General features: G+C 62.4%; 20 protein-coding genes. 3 read left to right on the forward strand and 17 right to left on the reverse strand.

Annotated features, from left to right (window positions below):
* Positions 1-60 precede the first annotated feature (60 nt).
* From M728_RS22910 to M728_RS22935, 6 genes are all read right to left on the reverse strand, one after another.
* Positions 61-450 (reverse strand): VanZ family protein, encoded by a 390-nt coding sequence (locus M728_RS22910; RefSeq protein ID WP_026620961.1) that lies wholly within the window; start codon positions 448-450, stop codon positions 61-63.
* Positions 451-525: 75 nt separating this feature from the next.
* Positions 526-1623: a glycosyltransferase family 4 protein gene (locus M728_RS22915; protein ID WP_034883698.1), complete on the reverse strand. Its 1098-nt coding sequence runs from the start codon at positions 1621-1623 to the stop codon at positions 526-528.
* Positions 1624-2008: 385 nt separating this feature from the next.
* A complete protein-coding gene (locus M728_RS22920; protein ID WP_026620963.1) occupies positions 2009-3247 on the reverse strand; it encodes a glycosyltransferase family 4 protein in 1239 nt (412 codons plus the stop codon).
* A gap of 10 nt (positions 3248-3257) precedes the next feature.
* On the reverse strand, positions 3258-4010 hold the full coding sequence (locus tag M728_RS22925) for a polysaccharide deacetylase family protein (RefSeq protein WP_026620964.1): 753 nt from the start codon (positions 4008-4010) through the stop codon (positions 3258-3260).
* On the reverse strand, positions 4003-5334 hold the full coding sequence (locus tag M728_RS22930; protein ID WP_026620965.1) for an O-antigen ligase: 1332 nt from the start codon (positions 5332-5334) through the stop codon (positions 4003-4005). Before M728_RS22930 ends, M728_RS22925 begins: the two co-directional genes overlap by 8 nt.
* Positions 5335-5349: 15 nt before the next feature.
* Complete coding sequence (locus tag M728_RS22935; RefSeq protein WP_034883682.1) at positions 5350-6960, reverse strand: GumC family protein; 1611 nt, start codon at positions 6958-6960, stop codon at positions 5350-5352.
* Between the two features lie 334 nt (positions 6961-7294).
* Between M728_RS22935 and M728_RS22940 the strand changes: the two genes are divergently transcribed.
* Positions 7295-7873, forward strand: coding sequence for a LysE family translocator (locus M728_RS22940; RefSeq protein ID WP_245269702.1), 579 nt, complete (start codon positions 7295-7297; stop codon positions 7871-7873).
* A gap of 30 nt (positions 7874-7903) precedes the next feature.
* Here the strand turns inward: M728_RS22940 and M728_RS22945 are convergent, their stop codons facing one another.
* Entirely contained in the window at positions 7904-9052 is a 1149-nt protein-coding gene (locus M728_RS22945) for a hypothetical protein (RefSeq protein WP_026620968.1), read from the reverse strand.
* A complete protein-coding gene (locus tag M728_RS22950) occupies positions 9049-10359 on the reverse strand; it encodes a lipopolysaccharide biosynthesis protein (protein WP_026620969.1) in 1311 nt (436 codons plus the stop codon). The genes M728_RS22945 and M728_RS22950 overlap by 4 nt, the downstream gene beginning before the upstream one ends.
* A 302-nt stretch (positions 10360-10661) precedes the next feature.
* Here M728_RS22950 and M728_RS22955 point away from each other — a divergent pair, with 302 nt between their 5' ends.
* Positions 10662-11396, forward strand: a complete 735-nt coding sequence (locus tag M728_RS22955; RefSeq protein ID WP_370906485.1) for a class I SAM-dependent methyltransferase — start codon at positions 10662-10664, stop codon at positions 11394-11396.
* Positions 11393-12508, forward strand: a complete 1116-nt coding sequence (locus tag M728_RS22960; protein ID WP_026620971.1) for a hypothetical protein — start codon at positions 11393-11395, stop codon at positions 12506-12508. Before M728_RS22955 ends, M728_RS22960 begins: the two co-directional genes overlap by 4 nt.
* 66 nt (positions 12509-12574) lie before the next feature.
* On the opposite strand, the gene M728_RS22965 is transcribed toward M728_RS22960, so the two are convergent.
* The 9 genes from M728_RS22965 to M728_RS23005 form a co-directional block, all read right to left on the reverse strand.
* Positions 12575-13378 carry an EAL domain-containing protein gene (locus M728_RS22965; protein ID WP_051440903.1) on the reverse strand — a complete coding sequence of 268 codons (804 nt, stop codon included), beginning with the start codon at positions 13376-13378 and terminating at the stop codon, positions 12575-12577.
* Between the two features lie 170 nt (positions 13379-13548).
* On the reverse strand, positions 13549-14217 hold the full coding sequence (locus M728_RS22970; protein ID WP_026620972.1) for a hypothetical protein: 669 nt from the start codon (positions 14215-14217) through the stop codon (positions 13549-13551).
* Positions 14218-14680: 463 nt separating this feature from the next.
* The gene (locus tag M728_RS22975) at positions 14681-15754 is read right to left on the reverse strand and encodes a fatty acid desaturase (RefSeq protein ID WP_051440897.1); all 1074 of its coding nucleotides are present in this window, start codon (positions 15752-15754) and stop codon (positions 14681-14683) included.
* An 87-nt stretch (positions 15755-15841) separates the two neighbouring features.
* Complete coding sequence (locus M728_RS22980) at positions 15842-16222, reverse strand: DUF6481 family protein (protein ID WP_026620973.1); 381 nt, start codon at positions 16220-16222, stop codon at positions 15842-15844.
* 183 nt (positions 16223-16405) lie between these two features.
* Complete coding sequence (locus M728_RS22985) at positions 16406-16615, reverse strand: cold-shock protein (RefSeq protein WP_026620974.1); 210 nt, start codon at positions 16613-16615, stop codon at positions 16406-16408.
* A 275-nt stretch (positions 16616-16890) separates the two neighbouring features.
* Positions 16891-17136, reverse strand: coding sequence for a hypothetical protein (locus tag M728_RS22990; RefSeq protein ID WP_026620975.1), 246 nt, complete (start codon positions 17134-17136; stop codon positions 16891-16893).
* The gene (locus tag M728_RS22995) at positions 17123-17338 is read right to left on the reverse strand and encodes a hypothetical protein (RefSeq protein WP_084044506.1); all 216 of its coding nucleotides are present in this window, start codon (positions 17336-17338) and stop codon (positions 17123-17125) included. The genes M728_RS22990 and M728_RS22995 overlap by 14 nt, the downstream gene beginning before the upstream one ends.
* A 230-nt stretch (positions 17339-17568) precedes the next feature.
* Positions 17569-17703, reverse strand: coding sequence for a hypothetical protein (locus M728_RS23000; protein ID WP_256375586.1), 135 nt, complete (start codon positions 17701-17703; stop codon positions 17569-17571).
* A 77-nt stretch (positions 17704-17780) separates the two neighbouring features.
* A complete protein-coding gene (locus tag M728_RS23005; protein ID WP_026620976.1) occupies positions 17781-17978 on the reverse strand; it encodes a hypothetical protein in 198 nt (65 codons plus the stop codon).
* Positions 17979-18007: the final 29 nt, after the last annotated feature.

The raw sequence follows: 18007 nt of genomic DNA on the forward strand, positions 1-18007 counted from the left end.
GGACCGAGCATTGCGATCCGCCCTTCATGCGGAAGTACCCGGTCGCGAAGCACCGATGTTCTACCCTCGATAATTTGCGTTTTCGTTTACCCGTGCGCCGCCGACGCGAAATCGCTGCCAGTGACACGTGAGGAGCCAGCCTGCGCCGACGCCGCAGCCTGCCCCCGCCATTTTCACCGCAAGGTCGATCAACCGCGCGTGGCGATCGGCGGAGAGCATCTGTGTGAGTTCGAGCCCGACCGCCGCCGCAAGGACGATCGAAAGGACCGAAAGGACGCGCCGGGGATGAGCGATCGCGAACAGGAGGCCCAGAAGTCCGAAGGCGCCGAATCTTTCGACCTGCACCCAGCTCCCCATATGCGGACGCATGGCAAGCGGCGACAGCGTCGAATAGGCGATGAGACCGAGGAGAAGCCACGCAAGGACGGATGCGGCGCGTTTGATATCCATGATCAATTATCTTTCGTTGTCACACCGTCCGGCGAGCGGCCGCCCGTCGCATGCATGATGCGGCCGCAGCGCAAATCATTTCGTCAGCTCTCCGTAGAGCGCGAGGGTCTTCTGCGCGACGCTCGACCAACTATAGGCCGCCTCGACATGCTCGATCTGTGCGAGCACCTGCTCATCGCCCGGCGGATTTGCGATCTTTGCGGCGATGGCGGCTGCCAGCGCTTCGATGTCGCCGAGCGGAAAATAGTCGTCGGCAGGAAGACCGAGCTGGCGATTGGCGACGATGTCGCTCGCCAGAACCGGCAGACCGTAGGCCATCGCCTCCAGGAGGGCGATCGGCATGCCTTCATGGCTCGAAGGCAGGACGAAGAGCGCCGCATTGGCGAAGAGCTCCGCCAGGCGATCACCGGTCTGGAACCCCGTCAGGATGACGCCCTGCGCGCTTTCTGCCATTGCCCGGACTTCCGCGGCGTAGGGCGTTTCGAATTCCGCGCCGCCCGCAAGCACGAGAGCGAACCCGCTATCGCGCAGCTTCGCGAATGCCCAAATGAGATCCGTCTGCCGCTTCTCCGGCACGAGCCGCGCCGCAAGGAGAATGTACCTGCGCCGCCTCAGCCCGAATTCATCGAGGATGCCCGTCTCGCCATTGCAAGGCGAAACGGCGACCCCGTTCGGAACGAGAGCGACCGGTACGTGATAACGCGCGCTCATCGTCTCGACGATTTCCCTGGAGATTGCGATGCGGCGGTGCGCGAGGCGCATGCCCATCCGTTCCCCGAGCCGGAGCATGCGCTTGGCGAAAGCGCCCCATTTCTGACGGTCGTAATCGTAGCCGTGATGGGTAACGATCACTTTCAGACCCAAAAGGCGGGCGAGCGGGACGAGGAGCGCCGGGCCGATCGCGTGGATATGCAGGACATCCGGTCGTCGCAGGGCGGCAAAGCAGACGCCGATCGCCGTGTGGACGATGGCTTCGAGGGCCATCGAACGCGGTGCCCAGAAAGGGAAGACGCGGATTCCGTTCCAGGAATGGGTTTTCGAATTGGGAAGGTAGCGCCGTCGCCCGATCACCTCGACGTTCCAACCATTCGCCACCAATTTTCCCGCGAGCATCTCCACATGCTTTTCGACGCCGCCCTGCACGTTTGGTATACCGCGTAAGCCCAGCATCATCACCCGCCGGCCTGTGGCGGCGCTTGATATCGGCGGAAGCTCCAGAGCGAATGCATCAAGCCGTTGCGGGAGCAAGGCTTCGCTACCTGAACCGGTGGGCTGTTGAGCCAACGCCCGCTGAGGCTCGGCGGAGAGCTTCTTGTGAAATCGGCGCGGGTTTCCGAGCGCCACGCCGCTCGGCATAGGCGAAGCGTCCGGCCGCTCTGGACTGGGATTTGGCGAGACTCCGGACTTTCTGCTCATGGTTGTTCCGCCCCGCGGATGGCCCTTTCCACATCCTGTACGCGCACAACACTTACCATCTCGGTAAGACGACCGCTAAATTCCTAGAAAATTGACCGAAAATCAGACGCGTGACTCCGGCGGCGCTCGCAACCGTGCGACGTCAACCGGCGCCGAGCGATGTGTAGAGCTCGAGCGTCCTCTCTCGATAGGCGGCGGCGGAGAACTCGTTGGCAACCCAGGCGCGACCGGCTATTCCCATGCGTGCGCGTGCGGCTGGTGTCAGCGCCGCCATTTTGCTCAGGGCTCCGGCGAGCTCATCGATTTCTGCGGATGCGGCAAGCAGCCCCGTCTCGCCTTCCCTCACCATCTCCGGAATGCCGCCGATCGCCGCCCCGATGACCGGACGCTCGAGCGCATAGGTTTCGAGGACGCTAATGGGCGCGTTCTCGTACCATTCCGACGGCAGCACCAGGGCGCGGGATTCGCCGATCAGCCGGTGAAGCTTCTCGCCGGAGAGATAACCCGCGAAGGTCACGTCCGCCTGGAGCTCCGCGGCGAGATGCCGAAGGGCCTGCTCCTCCGGGCCGGTGCCGGCAACGATGAGCCGCTGCTTGGAACGAGCGGCAGCCCGGATCAATGTGGCAATGCCCTTTTCCGGAGCGAGGCGACCCGCAAAGACGAAATAGTCACTCTCCTGCCAATCAGCGGAAAAGCCGGAGACGTCGACGAAGTTCGGGATGTGCACCATCTTTTCGCGCGGCCAGCCCCACTCGGCGAGCTTTTCCAGGTAGAACAGGCTCGGCACGACGAGCCGGTCCACCTTCTCGCGGTAGAGCCCGAGCAAGCGGTGCAGCATGGTCTCCGCGAGCACGACGGCGCTCAGGGACACGGATCCCTTGATGCAGCGGTGGCGAAGGACGTTGTAGATTTTCCCGCCATGACAGTCCTCGCACACCCTTCCGTCGCGAAGCATCTTGTAAGAAGGGCAGGCGAGTTTCAGATCATGGACCGTCATCACCACGGGAATACCGGCGGATTTCAAGGTGGAGAAGATCGCCGGCGACAAGTGATGATAGACGTTGTGCGCATGGGCGATCGCCGGGCGCACGCGCTCGATGAGGCGGCCGATATTGCGCTGGGCCTCGACCGAATAGATGACGCTCGCGACTTGCGCGACCTTCCTGAGGAGACCGGCATTGCGGCCATATTCGATCTCCGAGACGAAGTAGTCCGACCAGGGCGATAGCTCGTTTTTGTCGTGCTGCATGGCGAACGGCACGATGTCCCAGCCGATCTCGCCGAACATGCTCATATGATCGAAGAAAACCACCTCCGCGCCGCCGCGGCGATAGAAATAGTTGTTGATCGCCAGCAGCCGCTTCTTGTCGAAATCCGGCACGAGCGCCCCCTCACCATTTAATCCGGTCGAGCGCGGCGTCGACGGGAAGTACGTAGCATCCCTTTTCTACGGCGTAGCGGACCAGATGATCGAAGGTCTGCGGCGTGCAGCCGTAGGGCGTCGGCCGCGAGGCTATGTCATGAGTGAAGAAGACGAGCCAACCGGGTTCGTTGGCGACATCGTCTATCCAGCGCGTCAACGCCCATGCGTCCTCTTCAGGCTGCCGGATCTCGACGGCCTTGAGCATCATCGGGTCGACCGATCCGCGATTGATGGCCTCGCCTGCGCCACGGCACGTGCGGTAGCGCCGGCGGAGCTCGGTCCGCGCGAGCGGCCAGGCGGCATTATAGGGAAACGCGAAATTCGTCGCCGGTGAGGCAACGCCGGCTCTCTTCAGATATTGTGCATTGCGATCGAGGTCTTCAGCCAAACCGGCAATCCTGCGCAGCTTGCGGTGCGCGTGGGTGTGGCAGCCAATCTCGTGCCCGCGGGATGCGAGTTCAGAGCAGCCTTCGGGCGTGATCAACGTCCGGTCCGGCTCGACCTGGCCGGCAAGCCCACCGGCGATGTAGAAGGTGCCGCGCACGTCATGCTTCTCCAGAATCGCCGCGCCCTCGAAGAGCGCGCTGTCGGGAACGTCGTCGAACGTGAACGAAACGAGTGGAACATCCGTTTCCAGGCGGCGTCGCTGCCGTGCGAGCCTCCAGATCATCCGGTTCGCCAGCCTGTCGACCAGCGAGCCGATCCTTCCTTGATCAAGCATGAGCGACGCGCTTCCTTTTCGCTGGCACCGCATCTTCCGCCAGCGCGGCGGTCGATTGCAGGTTAAGTCCGTAGAGAGCAAACACGAATGTGAACCAGATGAGACTTCCGCCTTCGAAGAAAAGCGTCTCGAGGCCTGCGTGGAAAATCGTGTAGAGCCAGATGCGGATGAACAGCCGTGTGAGAGGCGTCTGCTCGCGATCGGCGGGAATGCGGGAGATGTCGCGAAGCGGCAAGAAGATAAGCCACGTCAGGGTGAGCAGAAGCCCGGGAAAGCCGGTCGTCAGAGCGATATCCAGAAAGGAATTATGCCCGTTGGCGGCTGCAACCGCCCAGGTCTCCACCGAACCCCCGCTATAGACAAGCTCTTCCGTCTGCCAGAATGCCCTGAAGCCGTAGCCCGTCAATGGCCGCTCGGCGAGCGCCGAAAAGGCGAAGCGCCAGATATCGGCGCGATTCGTGAACGTTGCGTCGATGCCGAGGCCGCTGATGAATTCCCCGAGCGGCCTGAAGACCGCTGACCCGACGGCGACAAGATTAAACAGGCCGACGCCCCCGATCACAATCGCGACACGCAGCGGCCGCATCTTTTCGAAGAGCCAAGCGAGGATCAGGATCGCCGGCAGCATTGCCGTCGAGGTCTTGCCCCCGGTATTGACGAGAAAAAGGAACGACAGCGCGAAAATCGCGAGGCCCGCAACGCGCGACCAGGTGTTCATGACGAAAAGGCCGAAGAAAGCCGCGAGCACCATCGCAGAGGCCGCACTGTTCTTGTGCGGGAAATGACCGCGCCATAGGCCGGCGTTCATAGGCTCGCGCAACTCCGAGGCCTGGTGGATGGCAAGCGTCGGCTTGAAGACGATGCCGTAATAGGCAACACCCAGCATGATGAGGGTGCCGATGCCGAGCATCTTGGCAAAGTGGCGCTCCGAGGCGGGCAGCAACAGATAGACGCTGGCGTTGACGGTTACCATGATCGCCAGGATCACGCCCTTGATGCCGAGCGTTGGATGCGCGGAAATGAGCGAAACGAAAAGGAACCAGGAAAAGAGGATCGCTAGAAGCGGGCGCGGCTGAAGGATCGTGTCCCGCATGGGGTGGGCGAGGCCGTAGCCGAGCATGCCGGCGAAAAGCAAAAGCGAGATGATCTGGTTCAGCCGGTTGGAATTGCCGGCGGAGGGGTCCAACACCCCCTCGCCGGTCAGGTCGACGAAGGGATCGATGGAGATCCAGAAGAACAGGAAGATCGCCATGAACAGGAAGGTGCCGACGCGCACCTTCACCGCATCCGCATGATTGGCCTCCCTGCCGCTCGCGCCGCTCATCGTCCCTTAGCCTCCTCAGCCGGCTGCGGGCGTTCGGCCGCGAACGAATCGCCAAAGGCCGCGCGCGAGGGCGGCGGCGACGCCGATCGCGAGGCCGAGCACAGCACCGCCAATCAAGAGAATTACGGTGCGCGGCGGCCAGCTCCGCGAATTCGGCGGCATGGCGCGCGAGATGACACGGATGTTGGTCGTATCGATCTGCTGGCGTTCGGTGATCTGCTGCGCTCGCGCCAGGTGCGTTTCGTAGATCGCCGCCTTGGTGCGCGCATCGCGCTCCAGGTCGCGCAGGTGGACCTGGGCCTCGTTATCAGTGAAGACGTTCGACTTCTCGTCGTCCGCCTTGCCGCGCAACGCATCGAGCGCCTCCCGCTCCCTACCGAAATCGGCCTTCGCACGCTCGAGGATGCGACGGGCCTCCTCCTTGATGGCGGCTTCCAGGGTCGCCCGCTCGGAGCGCGCGGCGACGAGCCGCGGGTGCCTTTCGCCATAGGTGAGTTGCATCGAGCCTATCTGCTGCTGCAACGCGTTCAACTGCTGGCGCAGGTTCGTCATGTTGGCGGACTCGAAAACCGAGGCACTCGCCGTCTGGCCCTCAGCGATGGCCGCGCTCATCTGCTTATAGCGCGTCTCCGCCTGAATGAAGCGCTGCTGGGCGTCGAGAACCTGGGTGTTGAGCTCGGTCGATAGCTGATTGCTGACGAGTTCGCCATTGGCCGACTGCAGGCCGTTCGCGCGGCGGAAATCCTCCACCTTCTTCTCCGCCTCGGTGACGTTCTGGCGCAGTTCGGCGAGCCGCGCATTGAGATTCTGCGCCACCCGTCCAGCGCTCTCGGCGGCGGATTGGAAAAGCTCGGCCTCGAAGGCTTCGACGATCGCGTCCGAGAGGATTACGGCCTTGGCGGGCTCCTCGCTCCAGACTTTCAGCACCACGACGAACGAGCGTTCTTCGCGGCGCGCTTCGACCCTCTCCGACAAGGCGCGCATGGCCGCCAGCTCCCTGCTTGCCTTGCCGTCCTGCCCGGCAAACAGTGCCTTCAACCGGTCGAGCGGCGAGGGCTTGACGAATTCGGGATCGCCCGCGAGCTCAAGCTTGTCGATGACGCGCTGCAGCACGTTGCGCGACGTGAGAATTCTGAGTTTGCTTTCCACCTCCAGCAACTGCGCGTCGCGCTGCGGATTGGTCGTGAACACGTCGTCGCTGACGACGTTGAGATTGGAAGGGTCGACTACGATATCGGTATAGACGGTGTAGCGCGGCGTCGCGGTCACGGCATAGGCGAAGGCGGCTGCAACCGAAAGGACGAGTGCCAAGACGATCCATCGCATCCCGTCACGCAACCAGGCGATGATGTCGTTGACCCCGATGCTGCCCAGCATGTGAATGTGCGGGAACAATTCGCCGACGGCAGAAGGCTTCGGCTCGGATTCCTTCGCAACCACGGGCGTATCTACAGCGCGGGCGGAAGTGCCTTCGTGCCTAACGGTGGGGGCGTTTTCGGGAAGAACGACCGGCTTTTCCTCTGCGGTGGGGACGAGGTCCAGCAACGAACCTCCGCCCGAACGAAGCCGCTCAAAGCGTCTCTCAGGGCCTAATCCCTGTTCCTCGGGCTCGCTGCGCCGATACATCCGTTTTTCCCCACGCATGCTCTCGAAGCCACCGAAGAGCGCTGCCCCTGCGTAAGCCGCTGCTGGTTCGTAGATTTAGGCGTTGCAGGGTGAAAATTCCGTTAAGCCGTATGAACTGCCGGTAACCTTTAGAACGGCTTCAGGTCGAGGTACGGATGGCGACGGTACTTCCTCGGACTAGGCGGCAATGAAACCATTCTTGTATCGCCCGCCTTCGTTTCCGGTGGGAACTTCGATCCCCCGCCGCAGTTTCAGATGAATGCCTGAGCTGACCACATACGCCGCATTTCTAAGCGCTGTGCTTGCCTATCAACTGTCCGGAGTCGGTCCGGACATGATGCTCGTCATCAGCCGCGGCATCGGCGAGGGCAGGCATGCCGCACTCGCGACGGCGTTCGGATGTGTAGCGGCCGGGGTTGTCCAGATACCCCTGCTGGCGATGGGCCTTGCCACGGTCGTCGTTTCCTCGCCGCTGCTCTATAAGGCCATGCAATGGGTCGGGGCCGCCTATCTGATCTATGTCGGGATCCGTTTCCTGGTTGCGCGCCGGGAAACGGTCCGCAATGTGCAAGATTACGCCGCGTCGACGTCGCTTGTAGGCCCCTTCAGGCAGGGCATGATCTGCAATCTGACGAATCCTGCGGCGCTTTCCTTCATGCTCGCGATCCTGCCGCAGTTCGTGCAGCCCTCCGCCGGATCGCCCGCGCTGCAATTCTTTATCCTCGGAGGAACAATGAAGTTTTCCGGGCTGCTGGTCCTCAGCGCAGTAGCTCTGACCTCAGGGGCGTTCAGCGGCTGGCTGTCGCGCAACACGTCCTTCGTGCTCTGGCAGCAGCGTGTCGCAGGCAGCATTATGATCGCGTTGGGCATACGATTGCTGCTTTCTCCTGCCGCGCCTTCCCTTCACCGCTGAACCGCGCCGGCCAAGCAGAACCAACTGGACTTAAAAGTCCATCAGCAGCCTGCTCCAGCTCTCCGATGCGAGCCCGCCGATATAGACGTCGTTGCGCTCGGCCGCCTCTTTGAGGTCGGCATGGCGGGTGACGAGGCAGAAATAGCCACGGTGGCGAAAGGAAAGCCATCTCTGGCGAGATATTGCGTTCATTAAGAAGGGCTGCGCCATCCCGACGGCGGCGGCATAGCCCTCCGCGTCGAGCCTTGCGAACATCGCGGCAGTCACGTCGAACTCGCGCCCCTCCTCGCTGAGCACGTTGAGCACGGTTGCCACATCGTTTGCCTTGCCGAAGAAGAGGAACGCGCCGATCGTGCGGCCGTCCTCGCCGAGGACTGTCCTGCATTGCAGAGTCCCGAGGCTCCTGTTCATTGCGGCAACGCCGACGAGCCAATCGAATTCCGATTGAGACCAGACCGGACGGATCGCGAACCTCTCCAGCATCGGCCCTGCGCATTCGAGGAATTCGTTGAGTGTCGCCGTCTTCGTGAGGCACGCGGCTTGAGCGGCTGGCCGCATCGAAGACCTCATCCGGCGGAGCGCGCGATCGGCGACGCCGAGAGTGCCGATGAGAATGCGTGGGCCCATGACGGGGAAGTGACGACTGGCGAGAAGCGCCATCGCCTTGAGCGGCAGAAATGTGCGCTGCCATTCGAGGCTCTGGATCGGCAGCACAATACCGCCGGCCGCCGCCCAATGGTCGGCACTCACCGGCGAGGCATTGTCCGAGAAGCACAGGTCCTGGCGGACCGCGCGCATGCTGCGGGCGAGGCGCGCGGCCCCGGCGGCACCTGCCTTGCCGTCCGCCATGAAAGCGCAAAGAAGCCGCGCCGTGATCGGCCGACCATTTGCCGTGAACGCCATCGGCACCGAAAGTATGGCGCTGTCTATGCTCCCGGCGGCGCTCTCATGCACGACGCTGCCGACTTCCGGAGCGTAGCCGGGGCTGCCGAAGAAGACCGTTTGGAGATAGCTGGCTAGGTCGTCGCCGGGCTCGCTGTCATTCTTGCGGAAGACCCTGTTGAACAATCGACCAACCGTAGGGATATCGTCTGGCGTCATGGCGCGCATGCCGCCGCGCCGGCCTTCAGCGGCCGCCATGCCCGAGGACGCTCGGATTTCCTGGGCCCGAGCCGTCATGCGCCCCCCGCCTCGAACGTCAGGGCAGCCTGTTCCCGATCGCGCCGCACGAAGTGCAGGAAGACACTCCATGTGGCGACGACCATCGCGACTTCGATCACGTAGAAGGAGACGAAAGTGCCGGCCGGCGGCGCATACCAACTCGCCCAGGCGGCAAGCCCCGCCCCGACGATGCTGCCGAGACCCATGACGGTCGCGCGCGCGGCGTGATAGCCGGAGGCGCCGAGCGCCTCCGCGGCCACCGACCAGGCGGCGAGAGGCACGACCGCCCAACAAAGGCTTCTGGCGAAGCCGACGAGGGAGACGTAATCCTTACCGAAAAGATGGGGGAGAACGGGCGCCAGGGCGAAAACCGTGACGGCTGCGGCAAGGCTGATGACGGTCGCGGCGGCGAGCACCCGCCGCACGCGCCGAAACGCGTGATGCAGCCCCGCGGCCGTCGCACGGGCGGAACCCGGATAGATGAGACGGTTGAGCGCGTCGACGGAAAGATAGCTGCTCTCCAATATGCGGCGGGCGACGCTGTAGCTCGAGACGAGCTCGGCCGTGGCGACGAGGCTCAGGACAAGCAAGTCGGCATTCTGGCGGAGCGCGCGCAGGATGAAGGGAATACTGAAATAGAGCCCCTGCGGCAGCTCTTCGCGCACGATCGAATAGCTTGGCTGACCAAGTCCTCTGATCGCCCATATGCAGGCGAGGGCCACCAGTACATGGCAGGCGAATTGCCACACCGCCCAGGACGCTACGGTAGAAACGCTGAAGGCGATGAAGGCGAGCGCCGCCGCAACCGTCCGCGCCACGGCAAAGCCGACCACGACCTTGTTCGCGGAGGCAAAATCGCTGTGGGCGATGAATATCTGCTCCGCCAACACGATGATCCGGACCAGAAGGATATTGGTGATCAACATCAGCGCGATTGCCGCAAAGTTCTTCACCGGATCTGCGGACAGCGTGAAAAAGAACGGCAGGGCAACCACCCCGAGGAGGAGCAGCGCCACACCGCTCGCAGTCGTCAGGATGATGTTGTGGCCGAGCATTTGCGGGTAGATGGCGCGGTCGCGGGCAACGCGGCGGACGAGGCACTCCATGGCGCCGAGCCCGCAGAGGTGGACGGCGATATTGGCAAGCGCCGTGATGGCGACGAAGACGCTGAACTCGTGGACGCCGAGCCAGCGGGCGAGAATGGCGAAGGTGACAAGCTGCGCCGCAGAGCCGAGGACGAGACTGCCGCCGGAAGCGATGTAGGACATGACCATCGGCAGCAATGGTCTGTACCCACGCGGTTCCGTCACACCTTCCGAAGCCATCCGATCCGCCTTGACAAGTCCACTACAGCGCCGCGCGTCTTCTCCGACGCGCAAAGGTCGCTATAGCACTTTGAAACGCTGCATGTTTTTATCCTTAAATCGCATATGATTTAAGGAAACACGCAGTAGCTCGGCACGAGCCCGCGCGTTTTCCCGCCGGCCGGCCGATTGCGCGCATAAACTAGCACGCAGAAATGATCGCGCGGTTAACATACGCGTATCGCTTGCATTTCAGCTTCCGTTTACCTGGATGCGCTAGTGTCCGCCGCGACCGACAACCATCCGACATCGGAGGAGCATTCGTGCCGCAGGGCGACAACCATCTCGACGGCCACGCTGCCGACGCGCCGCGGCTCGTCCGCTTCATGGGCATCGAACTCGAGCTTGCGCCCGACGTGCTTGTGCCGAGGGAAGAGACGGAACTCCTCGGGCGCAGCGCTGTCGCAATCCTTTCCAGTCGCGCCGGGCCGGCCACAGTGATCGACATGTGCTGCGGCTCCGGCAACCTTGCGCTGGGGATCGCCGCCGAAATCCCGATTGCGCGGGTATGGGGTGCGGACCTCACCGACAGCACGGTCGCTCTCGCCCGCCGCAACGGCGAGCGCCTCGGGCTTGGCGAGCGGGTCCTCATTCGGCAGGGAGATCTCTTCGGAGCGCTGCAGGGGGACGGCCTCGAGGGCGCGGTCGACATGATCGTGTGCAACCCGCCCTATATCTCGACATCCCGCCTCGAAGGCGACAGCGCCCATCTTCTCGCGAGCGAGCCGCGGGAAGCCTTTGACGGCGGCCCCTACGGCATATCTATCCATCAGCGGCTGATCCGCGATGCGGTCGCCTTCCTCAAACCAGGCGGATGGCTGCTCTTCGAATTTGGAGAGGGACAGGACCGCCAGGCCGCAGCGCTTCTCGCCCGCACGAAGGCCTACGAGCCCGTGGCCTTTGCAGAGGATGCCGGCAAGCCGCGCGTCGCGCTGACACGGAAACTCGCCGGCCAGGCGTCTACCTCCGCGTCCGTGGACGAAGGGCCGGGCCGATGAGCGATATCCGTCCGCTTGCGGCGGAGGACACCCCGGCCGTTGCCGGTCTCTTCCAGAGGATCTTCCGCGACAGCGACCGGACGCCGCCGCCGGCGCTCGTCGATTACCTGCGCCACCTCTACCTGGAAGCGCCCGGCTGCGACCCGGAGATCAGGCCGCTCGTGCATGTCAATGACGGCGGTCGCATTTCGGGCTTCGTCGGCGTCAACGCGCTGCCGATGACATACAAGGGCAGGCCTCTGCGGGCGGCCATCTGCGGCTCGCTGATGGTCGAGGGACGCGAGAGCGACCCGATGGCCGGCGCGCGGCTCTTGAAAGCCTTTCTGGCCGGTCCGCAAGATCTCGCCTTCAGCGAAACGGCGAGCGAAGTCTCCACGCAAATGTGGACGAGGCTGCGCGGCATCGTGTTGCCGCAATACAGTCTCGACTGGGTCCGGGTCATTCGGCCCGCATCCTTTGCGCTCGATCTCGTTGCAAGCCGGCTCGGCCCGACGCGGGCATTGAGCCCGCTCGCGCGCGCATTCGATCGCCTCTACTGCAGCAAGATGGGCCGCGGCGACCTGCGCTGGTCGGGTGTCCCCGAAGCAGCCGGCGCGTCAGGGCCGTTGCAGGTCATCGACATCGACCGGTTTGATTTCGCCGCGCTTTTTGCGCCGCTGACGAAACAATTTGCCGTACAGCCGGCCTGGGCCGAGGCCCAGCTCGCCCATATCCTCGAGGACGCGGAAAAGAAGCCCGTCTACGGTGAGGCGGTTTTTGCGGCGGTGAAGACCCGCAGCGGTGCGCCGGTCGGGGCCTTCTTCTATCACGTGCGGCCCGGCGGCACTGCACGGGTGCTCCAGCTCCTTGCGCTGCCGGGACAATCCGGATCGGTCATCGATTGCCTCATCGACCACGCCGCCGCTCGCGGTGCTGCGGCTTTGCGCGGCCGAACCCAGCCGGCACTGCTCGAAGCCATGATGGGCCGCCGCATCGGCTTCGTCCACGCCGCCTCCACCGTCGTTCACGCCCGCGACGAAGAACTCGTCGACGCCTTCCGTCACTCGCAGGGTTTCATCAACGGCCTCGCGGGCGAACATTGGAGCCGGCTCATCGGCGGCAGCTTCGAATAGATCCTACAGGAACAAGAAGACTAACCGCGATGGCCGTATGGCCGCACCGGAAGAAATCATTCCGTGTCAGTTCCAGAACTGCGGCAACTGGCCGCTTCGCATGATTGCTTTCGCGGAGGACTTCGCCAATCCACCATGCACCGGGAACAGCGTCGGCTCGGACAGGAGAAAACCCTGCACATGCGTTGCGCCGGCCGCTTTTGCTGCTTCGAGCTGCGCATAGGTCTCGACACCTTCGACGATCACAATCGGCGCGACACAGGAGGCAAGGCCGACGATATGATAAAGGAAACGCCCCGCCTGATCCCGACCTTGCTGGACGAAGAAAGCATCCACTTTCACCATGTCCACGGGAATGGACAGCAGTGCTTCCGGCGTCGCGTAACCTGTCCCGAAGTCGTCCAGGGCAACCTTGTACCCCAAGGCGCGTGCGCTCCGAAGAAACTCGGCCGCCGAGGGCAGGGTGGCGATCGGCAGACTCTCCGTTATTTCGAGAACCAGGCGCGAGGCCATCTTCCGGTTTCTGAAAAGCAGATCGTGGAGAGCCGCCCAGTGTCTTTCGTCGGAGATGTTTGCGGCCGAGACGTTGCAGCCCAGCACGCCCGTCGGATGGCTATCAAGCCACTCGAATGCGAGGCCGATCATGTGGCGATCGAATGCCGCAACACGTCCCGTGGCTTCGAGAAACGCTATGAATTCTCCGGTCGTCCTGACCGTGCCGTCAGGCTCCACCAATCTTCCGAGGCACTCCGAATAGAGGACGTCGCCCGCGTCCGAATTGACGTGCTGCAAAGAAAATCCGATCCGCCCCTCCCGCAACGCCTCAGTTACAGCGCCAACGATCTGGTTGAATTTTCTCAGGTGCTCCACGAGCGATGCGCCCCTCTCGGTTTTCGGGTTCACTCCAGCGCCGTGCCTCTTTTCAGACGCACAAAGGACGCTGTAGCACTTCGAATCGTTGCATGTTTTTCTCCTTAGATCGGCTACGATTAAGGAAGCATGCGGTAGCGCGAGCTCGCGCTACCGGTCGTAATCGTCGCTTAGTTCACAATGTCCTCGTCGGACGTCGTTTGCAGGTAATCCCGGACCTGGTCGATCTTACCGACCGCGGGCCCTACACCGAGCGTTTCCTTGACATCCGCCAGCGTGTCGTCCGTCACTTCGTCCTCATTGGTAAAGCTCGCGATCGCATCGCGCAGTGCTTCGTCGCTTAACGCCGGATCGGTCGGAATGGCGTCGGGACCATTTTCCGCCTCGAAGGTCGCATAGGCGATCACGTAGGCGGAGATTGCCGCCATGCGCGGGTCGTTCGAATTTATGTAAGCGTGAAAGTTTCTGCCGAGCGAGCGCAGCTTTGCAGATTCTGCTGCCGCGCTTTTGGGCTTCGGCGTCGGCACAGCGGTTGCTGTCTTCACCTTCGCCGACTTGCCTGCCGCCTTGCCAGACTTTCTGCCCTGCGTGGCGTGACCGCCGTTAAAGCGCGACGCGCCTGCACGTGAACCGCCCGATTTTCCCGTTTCGGATCGCGCTTTGCTGTGGCCATTGCCGTGGCCCCCTCCGCCTCCACCGGAGCCACCTCCAGCGTTACCACCGCCGTTGCCGCCCTTCGCAAAAGCGACGTCCGAAAGGGCGGGCGCAATGCTTGCAAGCGGTGCACCGGCGAGAGCCAATGCCAAGAGACCCCGACCGATAATCCTGGAAATAGGCATGAACACCTCCTGTCGAATCTTCGCGGCCGCTCTCGCCGCGTCGGCCTGAATTTGCTGCTCTGGCCTACGTAGTGCAGCGATAGCGTGAGGCCGAGGCGGTTTCCACCGCCGTCGGACCAATGCGCCGGCCGATCGGACTTAGGTCTGACCGAGCCGCCATCGAAGGTCCGAAACCGCGTTGCGACGAAGGGCTCAGCAGAGCGAGTTGAAAATATGCGGCGTTCGGCTGTTAAGTCGGTGAAAATACGGAGATGTAGTTTCTCTCTCTCAACGACGGCGAGCGTCAGCAGATCACGGCCGAGCTGGAGCGGGCCGTCGCAGCACCAGCACGAGGAGGCCGCGTTCGATGCGCTGATCAGCACAGAGCCGCCTCGGCTCGGTGGCCGCGCATCGGCAAACGCGCGTTCGATCAGATGCGTCGACGCAAGAGCATTGCCGATAAGCTGATGTACGAGTGAGGTGTTCAGTCGATCCTGTGCCCTGCGGCGGTAGGCGAGTACGGGTGAACGGCCGCATCGCCGGCATCACGAAATGAGACGAGTTTCTGACGTCTGTCATCCCAAAGGACGAGCCTGACGCATTGCAGGCTTTCCCAGAGAGTGATGCGGCCGATAGAAGCGAGCTGTGGGTGGTCGCGCAGAACTTCCGGCAATCTGTAATAGGGAATCCTGCTCGACAGGTGATGCACGTGATGAATGCCGATATTGCCGGTCAGCCATCGCAGCACGAGCGGCAGGTCATAGTGGGATGCACCATGGAGGGCTGCCCGGGGAAAGTGCCAATCGTCGCCGGCCGACCAGTGCGTTTCTTCAAACTGGTGCTGCACATAGAAGAGCCAGATGCCGGCGGCGCCGGACAAGAGCACGATCGGCAGGTGGATCAAGAGAAAAGGCACGAGTCCGATCGCCCAAGCCACCACGCCGGCGCACGTCATGATCGCAACGTTCGTGGCCATGGTGGAGACCCAGGGCAGTGCACCGCCGTTCATCATCCCGAACGGTAGGCGCTGTTTCAAGAGAAAGAGCCACGCCGGGCCGATGCCGAACATCACCAGCGGGTGCCGGTAAAGGCGGTAGCCGAAGCGCTTCATGGGAGAAAGAGAGCGGTATTCCGAGACCGTGAGCGTGGTAATATCGCCGACACCCCGCTCGTCCAGATTGCCGGCCGAGGCGTGATGAGCGGCGTGCGCCCGGCGCCAGTAATCGTACGGTGTCAGGGTGAGCACGCCGATGGCGCGGCCTGTCCAATCGTCGAGGCGGCGGCGAGCGAAGAAAGAGCCGTGGCCGCAATCATGCTGGATCATGAAAAGACGCAGGAGGAAGGCTGCGGCCGGAAGGATTGCCATCAGTCCGTACCAAAACCCGTTGGCGAGGGAGAAATAGGCGACCGCCCAGAAACCGGCGAAGGGGATGATGGTGACAAGAAGTTCCAAGGCGCTGCGCCCCATACGAGGCTGACGGTATTTCGCAAGGGTCTTCAGCCATGCTCCGGCATTATCCTCGGCAAGCGAAGCCGGCGGACAGACATGTACATTCATCAAAACTGGTCCGTATTTCCTCGCCTCGCAAAATATTTGCCAGGCCTGCGGCTGCGCCGGAAACTCAGGCGCAATGGTTGAAGGGTGTCAGGCTCGGCGAGCCTTGCGCGCCGCATAACGGCGATCGCGCTCGGCCTTGCGCGCAGCCTCGTCGGCCAAGGCGCGTGAAGCGCGATCGGCGATTTCAGCCTGCCGGGCTTCGGCTTCTGCCCTCTCCTCGGCTTCGGCTGCCGCCACTGCTGCTGCGGCTTCAGCAAGCAGGCGTTCGTTTTCAGCGGTCCTCAGTGCTTCGCGTTCGGCCCGACGGGCCTCGCGTGCAACCGCCACCGCTTGGCGGGCGGCAAGCCGCTCCTGCATTTCCGGATCAGCTGCCTTGGGAGCAGAGGCGAATTTTGCCAAAAGCTGACGCTTGGCCTCGGCCGCAGCAGTACGGCGCGCTGCAAAACCATTGTCGGTGGGATGTCTCAATAGAAATTCCTTTGGTTCTCGTGGTTACGAGCTTTCTAGCGGTCCGCACTCTCGCACAGGAGGCGCGGATGTCGTGCCGGCAAAAAGAGCCTTAGAACAGAAAAAGGCCAGACATCTGCCTGACCTTTTCGAACTTCTTGCCCGCCATGCCAGTACATCCGTGGTCATTAGCGGCTAAAAGCTTTAGACAGCCCGGAGCTGACCGGCGGACATTTTGCCCGACTTGTTGTCTCGTTCGAGCTCGAAGCCGACCTTCTGGCCCTCGACGATCGAATTCATCCCTGCGCGCTCCACGGCGGAAATGTGAACGAACACATCGGCACTGCCGTCGTCAGGCTGGATGAAGCCGAAACCTTTGGTGGAATTGAACCATTTAACTGTGCCAGTGGTCATGACGAACCCTTTCTTTAGCAACATTGATCACCGCTGAGCGACGCACAGCGGGTTTTTTCGACTTTTGAAAGAGGGAAGTTCGTCAAGGAGCGCCAGGCGCAGCAAAACAAATATCGGCAAACAAAGTATCGATGTTTTCTCAGTACAGCACTTTGACGGTATCGTCAACTTTTCGTTTCGGAATTTTCTTCATTGCTACCCCTGGTAGTTATTGGCTAATGAAGTCGCCCCACCACCACTGAGGACACGCGGATCTGGGTCCGAAAACCGCTCAGCTAGCGTCCCCGCCGCGGCAGAGGATATGCGTCGGCTTCGTAAAGCTTCTGCATCTGCTGGCCATTGTAGCGGGCTTCTTCGACCTCCAGGACGGAGTCACGAAGCATCGACGCCGGCATGTCCTCGATCGCAAAGCGAAGAGCCTCGGCGACCGAGTCAAACCGCTTATATCGAAGCCGGCTCGTTCGTCTCACGGTCTTGCATGGATATAGCCCTGCCCCGGCGCTGTAATCAAACGTCGTCATGGCTGCGCTCCTTGGGGGCAAAGAGTGTGTCGCGCGAAAGCGTCCTGCGTTTCTCGAGACGCTGCTGCCGTTCAACCGGTCCGCGCTCTCGCATTCGGAGAATCTGTCTCGCGCGTATCTTCTGCAGCTTGGCAGCATTTGAGCCTTCGGGCGCTGCGGGCCGGAACAGGCTTTCCGCCGTGTGGCGGGCTATATTCATCATAAAGGGTGTCCTAAAACGTGGATGCGCAACGCGACAGCGCTCAGCGCAATTCTCTCCTGCCGGAGGCGGAGTTCGGAGCGTTTACAAATCGGGATCGCCAAGCAGGCGGACGTGCCGGTGAGATCAGATAGCCGAAGGCTGAAAACGTGGTCTTCATATGGTGACGCGTACCGCACCGTTCAAGGCAGTCAGACGGAACGCCAGTCGCCTCTGCTCCCGTTTGTGCCAGATCACTTCTTGCCGAGGCCGAGACCGCTGTTCGTAAACTTGGCCCGAGTGCCCTGCACGGGGCCGACCGGTGCCACCGCCTTGTCTTTCTTTGGCTTTCGAGCTTCGCGATTGCTTTTGGCTTGGCCTTTGGCCATCTCTGATTCTCCTGGATTTTTCGGTCGATTGTCGTTGTAGCGCTCAACGCTACGGCATGGCCGTACGCTTGCGCCACTCAGCAGGGGCGAAATGTTCCGCCACGCAGGCGGGAAAGCCTGGCATCCGGTGCTGCCAAATTGAAGCGCTTGATGCGCGGTGCGGCCGCTGGCTCGCCTTTGCTGATTTGTTGAAGCCGTATGTTTTCGCCGTATCCAAATCCGCTGACGCTGACGAGATTACGAGCCATGGTATGAAGGTGAAGCTCGGAAGACATGCAGTCCTCCTTTCGTTGGGGCCAGGGCA

It is taken from the genome of Ensifer sp. WSM1721, from assembly GCF_000513895.2.
GTDB lineage: Bacteria > Pseudomonadota > Alphaproteobacteria > Rhizobiales > Rhizobiaceae > Sinorhizobium.

Coding starts and splice junctions, on each gene's coding strand:
- M728_RS23000 (WP_256375586.1), bottom strand. CDS start 17,703: ATGGCCAAAGGCCAAGCCAAAAGCAATCGCGAAGCTCGAAAGCCAAAG.
- M728_RS22930 (WP_026620965.1), bottom strand. CDS start 5,334: ATGAGCGGCGCGAGCGGCAGGGAGGCCAATCATGCGGATGCGGTGAAG.
- M728_RS22940 (WP_245269702.1), top strand. CDS start 7,295: ATGATGCTCGTCATCAGCCGCGGCATCGGCGAGGGCAGGCATGCCGCA.
- M728_RS22995 (WP_084044506.1), bottom strand. CDS start 17,338: ATGATGAATATAGCCCGCCACACGGCGGAAAGCCTGTTCCGGCCCGCA.
- M728_RS22910 (WP_026620961.1), bottom strand. CDS start 450: ATGGATATCAAACGCGCCGCATCCGTCCTTGCGTGGCTTCTCCTCGGT.
- M728_RS22960 (WP_026620971.1), top strand. CDS start 11,393: ATGAGCGATATCCGTCCGCTTGCGGCGGAGGACACCCCGGCCGTTGCC.
- M728_RS22970 (WP_026620972.1), bottom strand. CDS start 14,217: ATGCCTATTTCCAGGATTATCGGTCGGGGTCTCTTGGCATTGGCTCTC.
- M728_RS22945 (WP_026620968.1), bottom strand. CDS start 9,052: ATGACGGCTCGGGCCCAGGAAATCCGAGCGTCCTCGGGCATGGCGGCC.
- M728_RS22950 (WP_026620969.1), bottom strand. CDS start 10,359: ATGGCTTCGGAAGGTGTGACGGAACCGCGTGGGTACAGACCATTGCTG.
- M728_RS22935 (WP_034883682.1), bottom strand. CDS start 6,960: ATGTATCGGCGCAGCGAGCCCGAGGAACAGGGATTAGGCCCTGAGAGA.
- M728_RS22990 (WP_026620975.1), bottom strand. CDS start 17,136: ATGACGACGTTTGATTACAGCGCCGGGGCAGGGCTATATCCATGCAAG.
- M728_RS22915 (WP_034883698.1), bottom strand. CDS start 1,623: ATGATGCTGGGCTTACGCGGTATACCAAACGTGCAGGGCGGCGTCGAA.
- M728_RS22925 (WP_026620964.1), bottom strand. CDS start 4,010: ATGCTTGATCAAGGAAGGATCGGCTCGCTGGTCGACAGGCTGGCGAAC.
- M728_RS22985 (WP_026620974.1), bottom strand. CDS start 16,615: ATGACCACTGGCACAGTTAAATGGTTCAATTCCACCAAAGGTTTCGGC.
- M728_RS23005 (WP_026620976.1), bottom strand. CDS start 17,978: ATGTCTTCCGAGCTTCACCTTCATACCATGGCTCGTAATCTCGTCAGC.
- M728_RS22975 (WP_051440897.1), bottom strand. CDS start 15,754: ATGAATGTACATGTCTGTCCGCCGGCTTCGCTTGCCGAGGATAATGCC.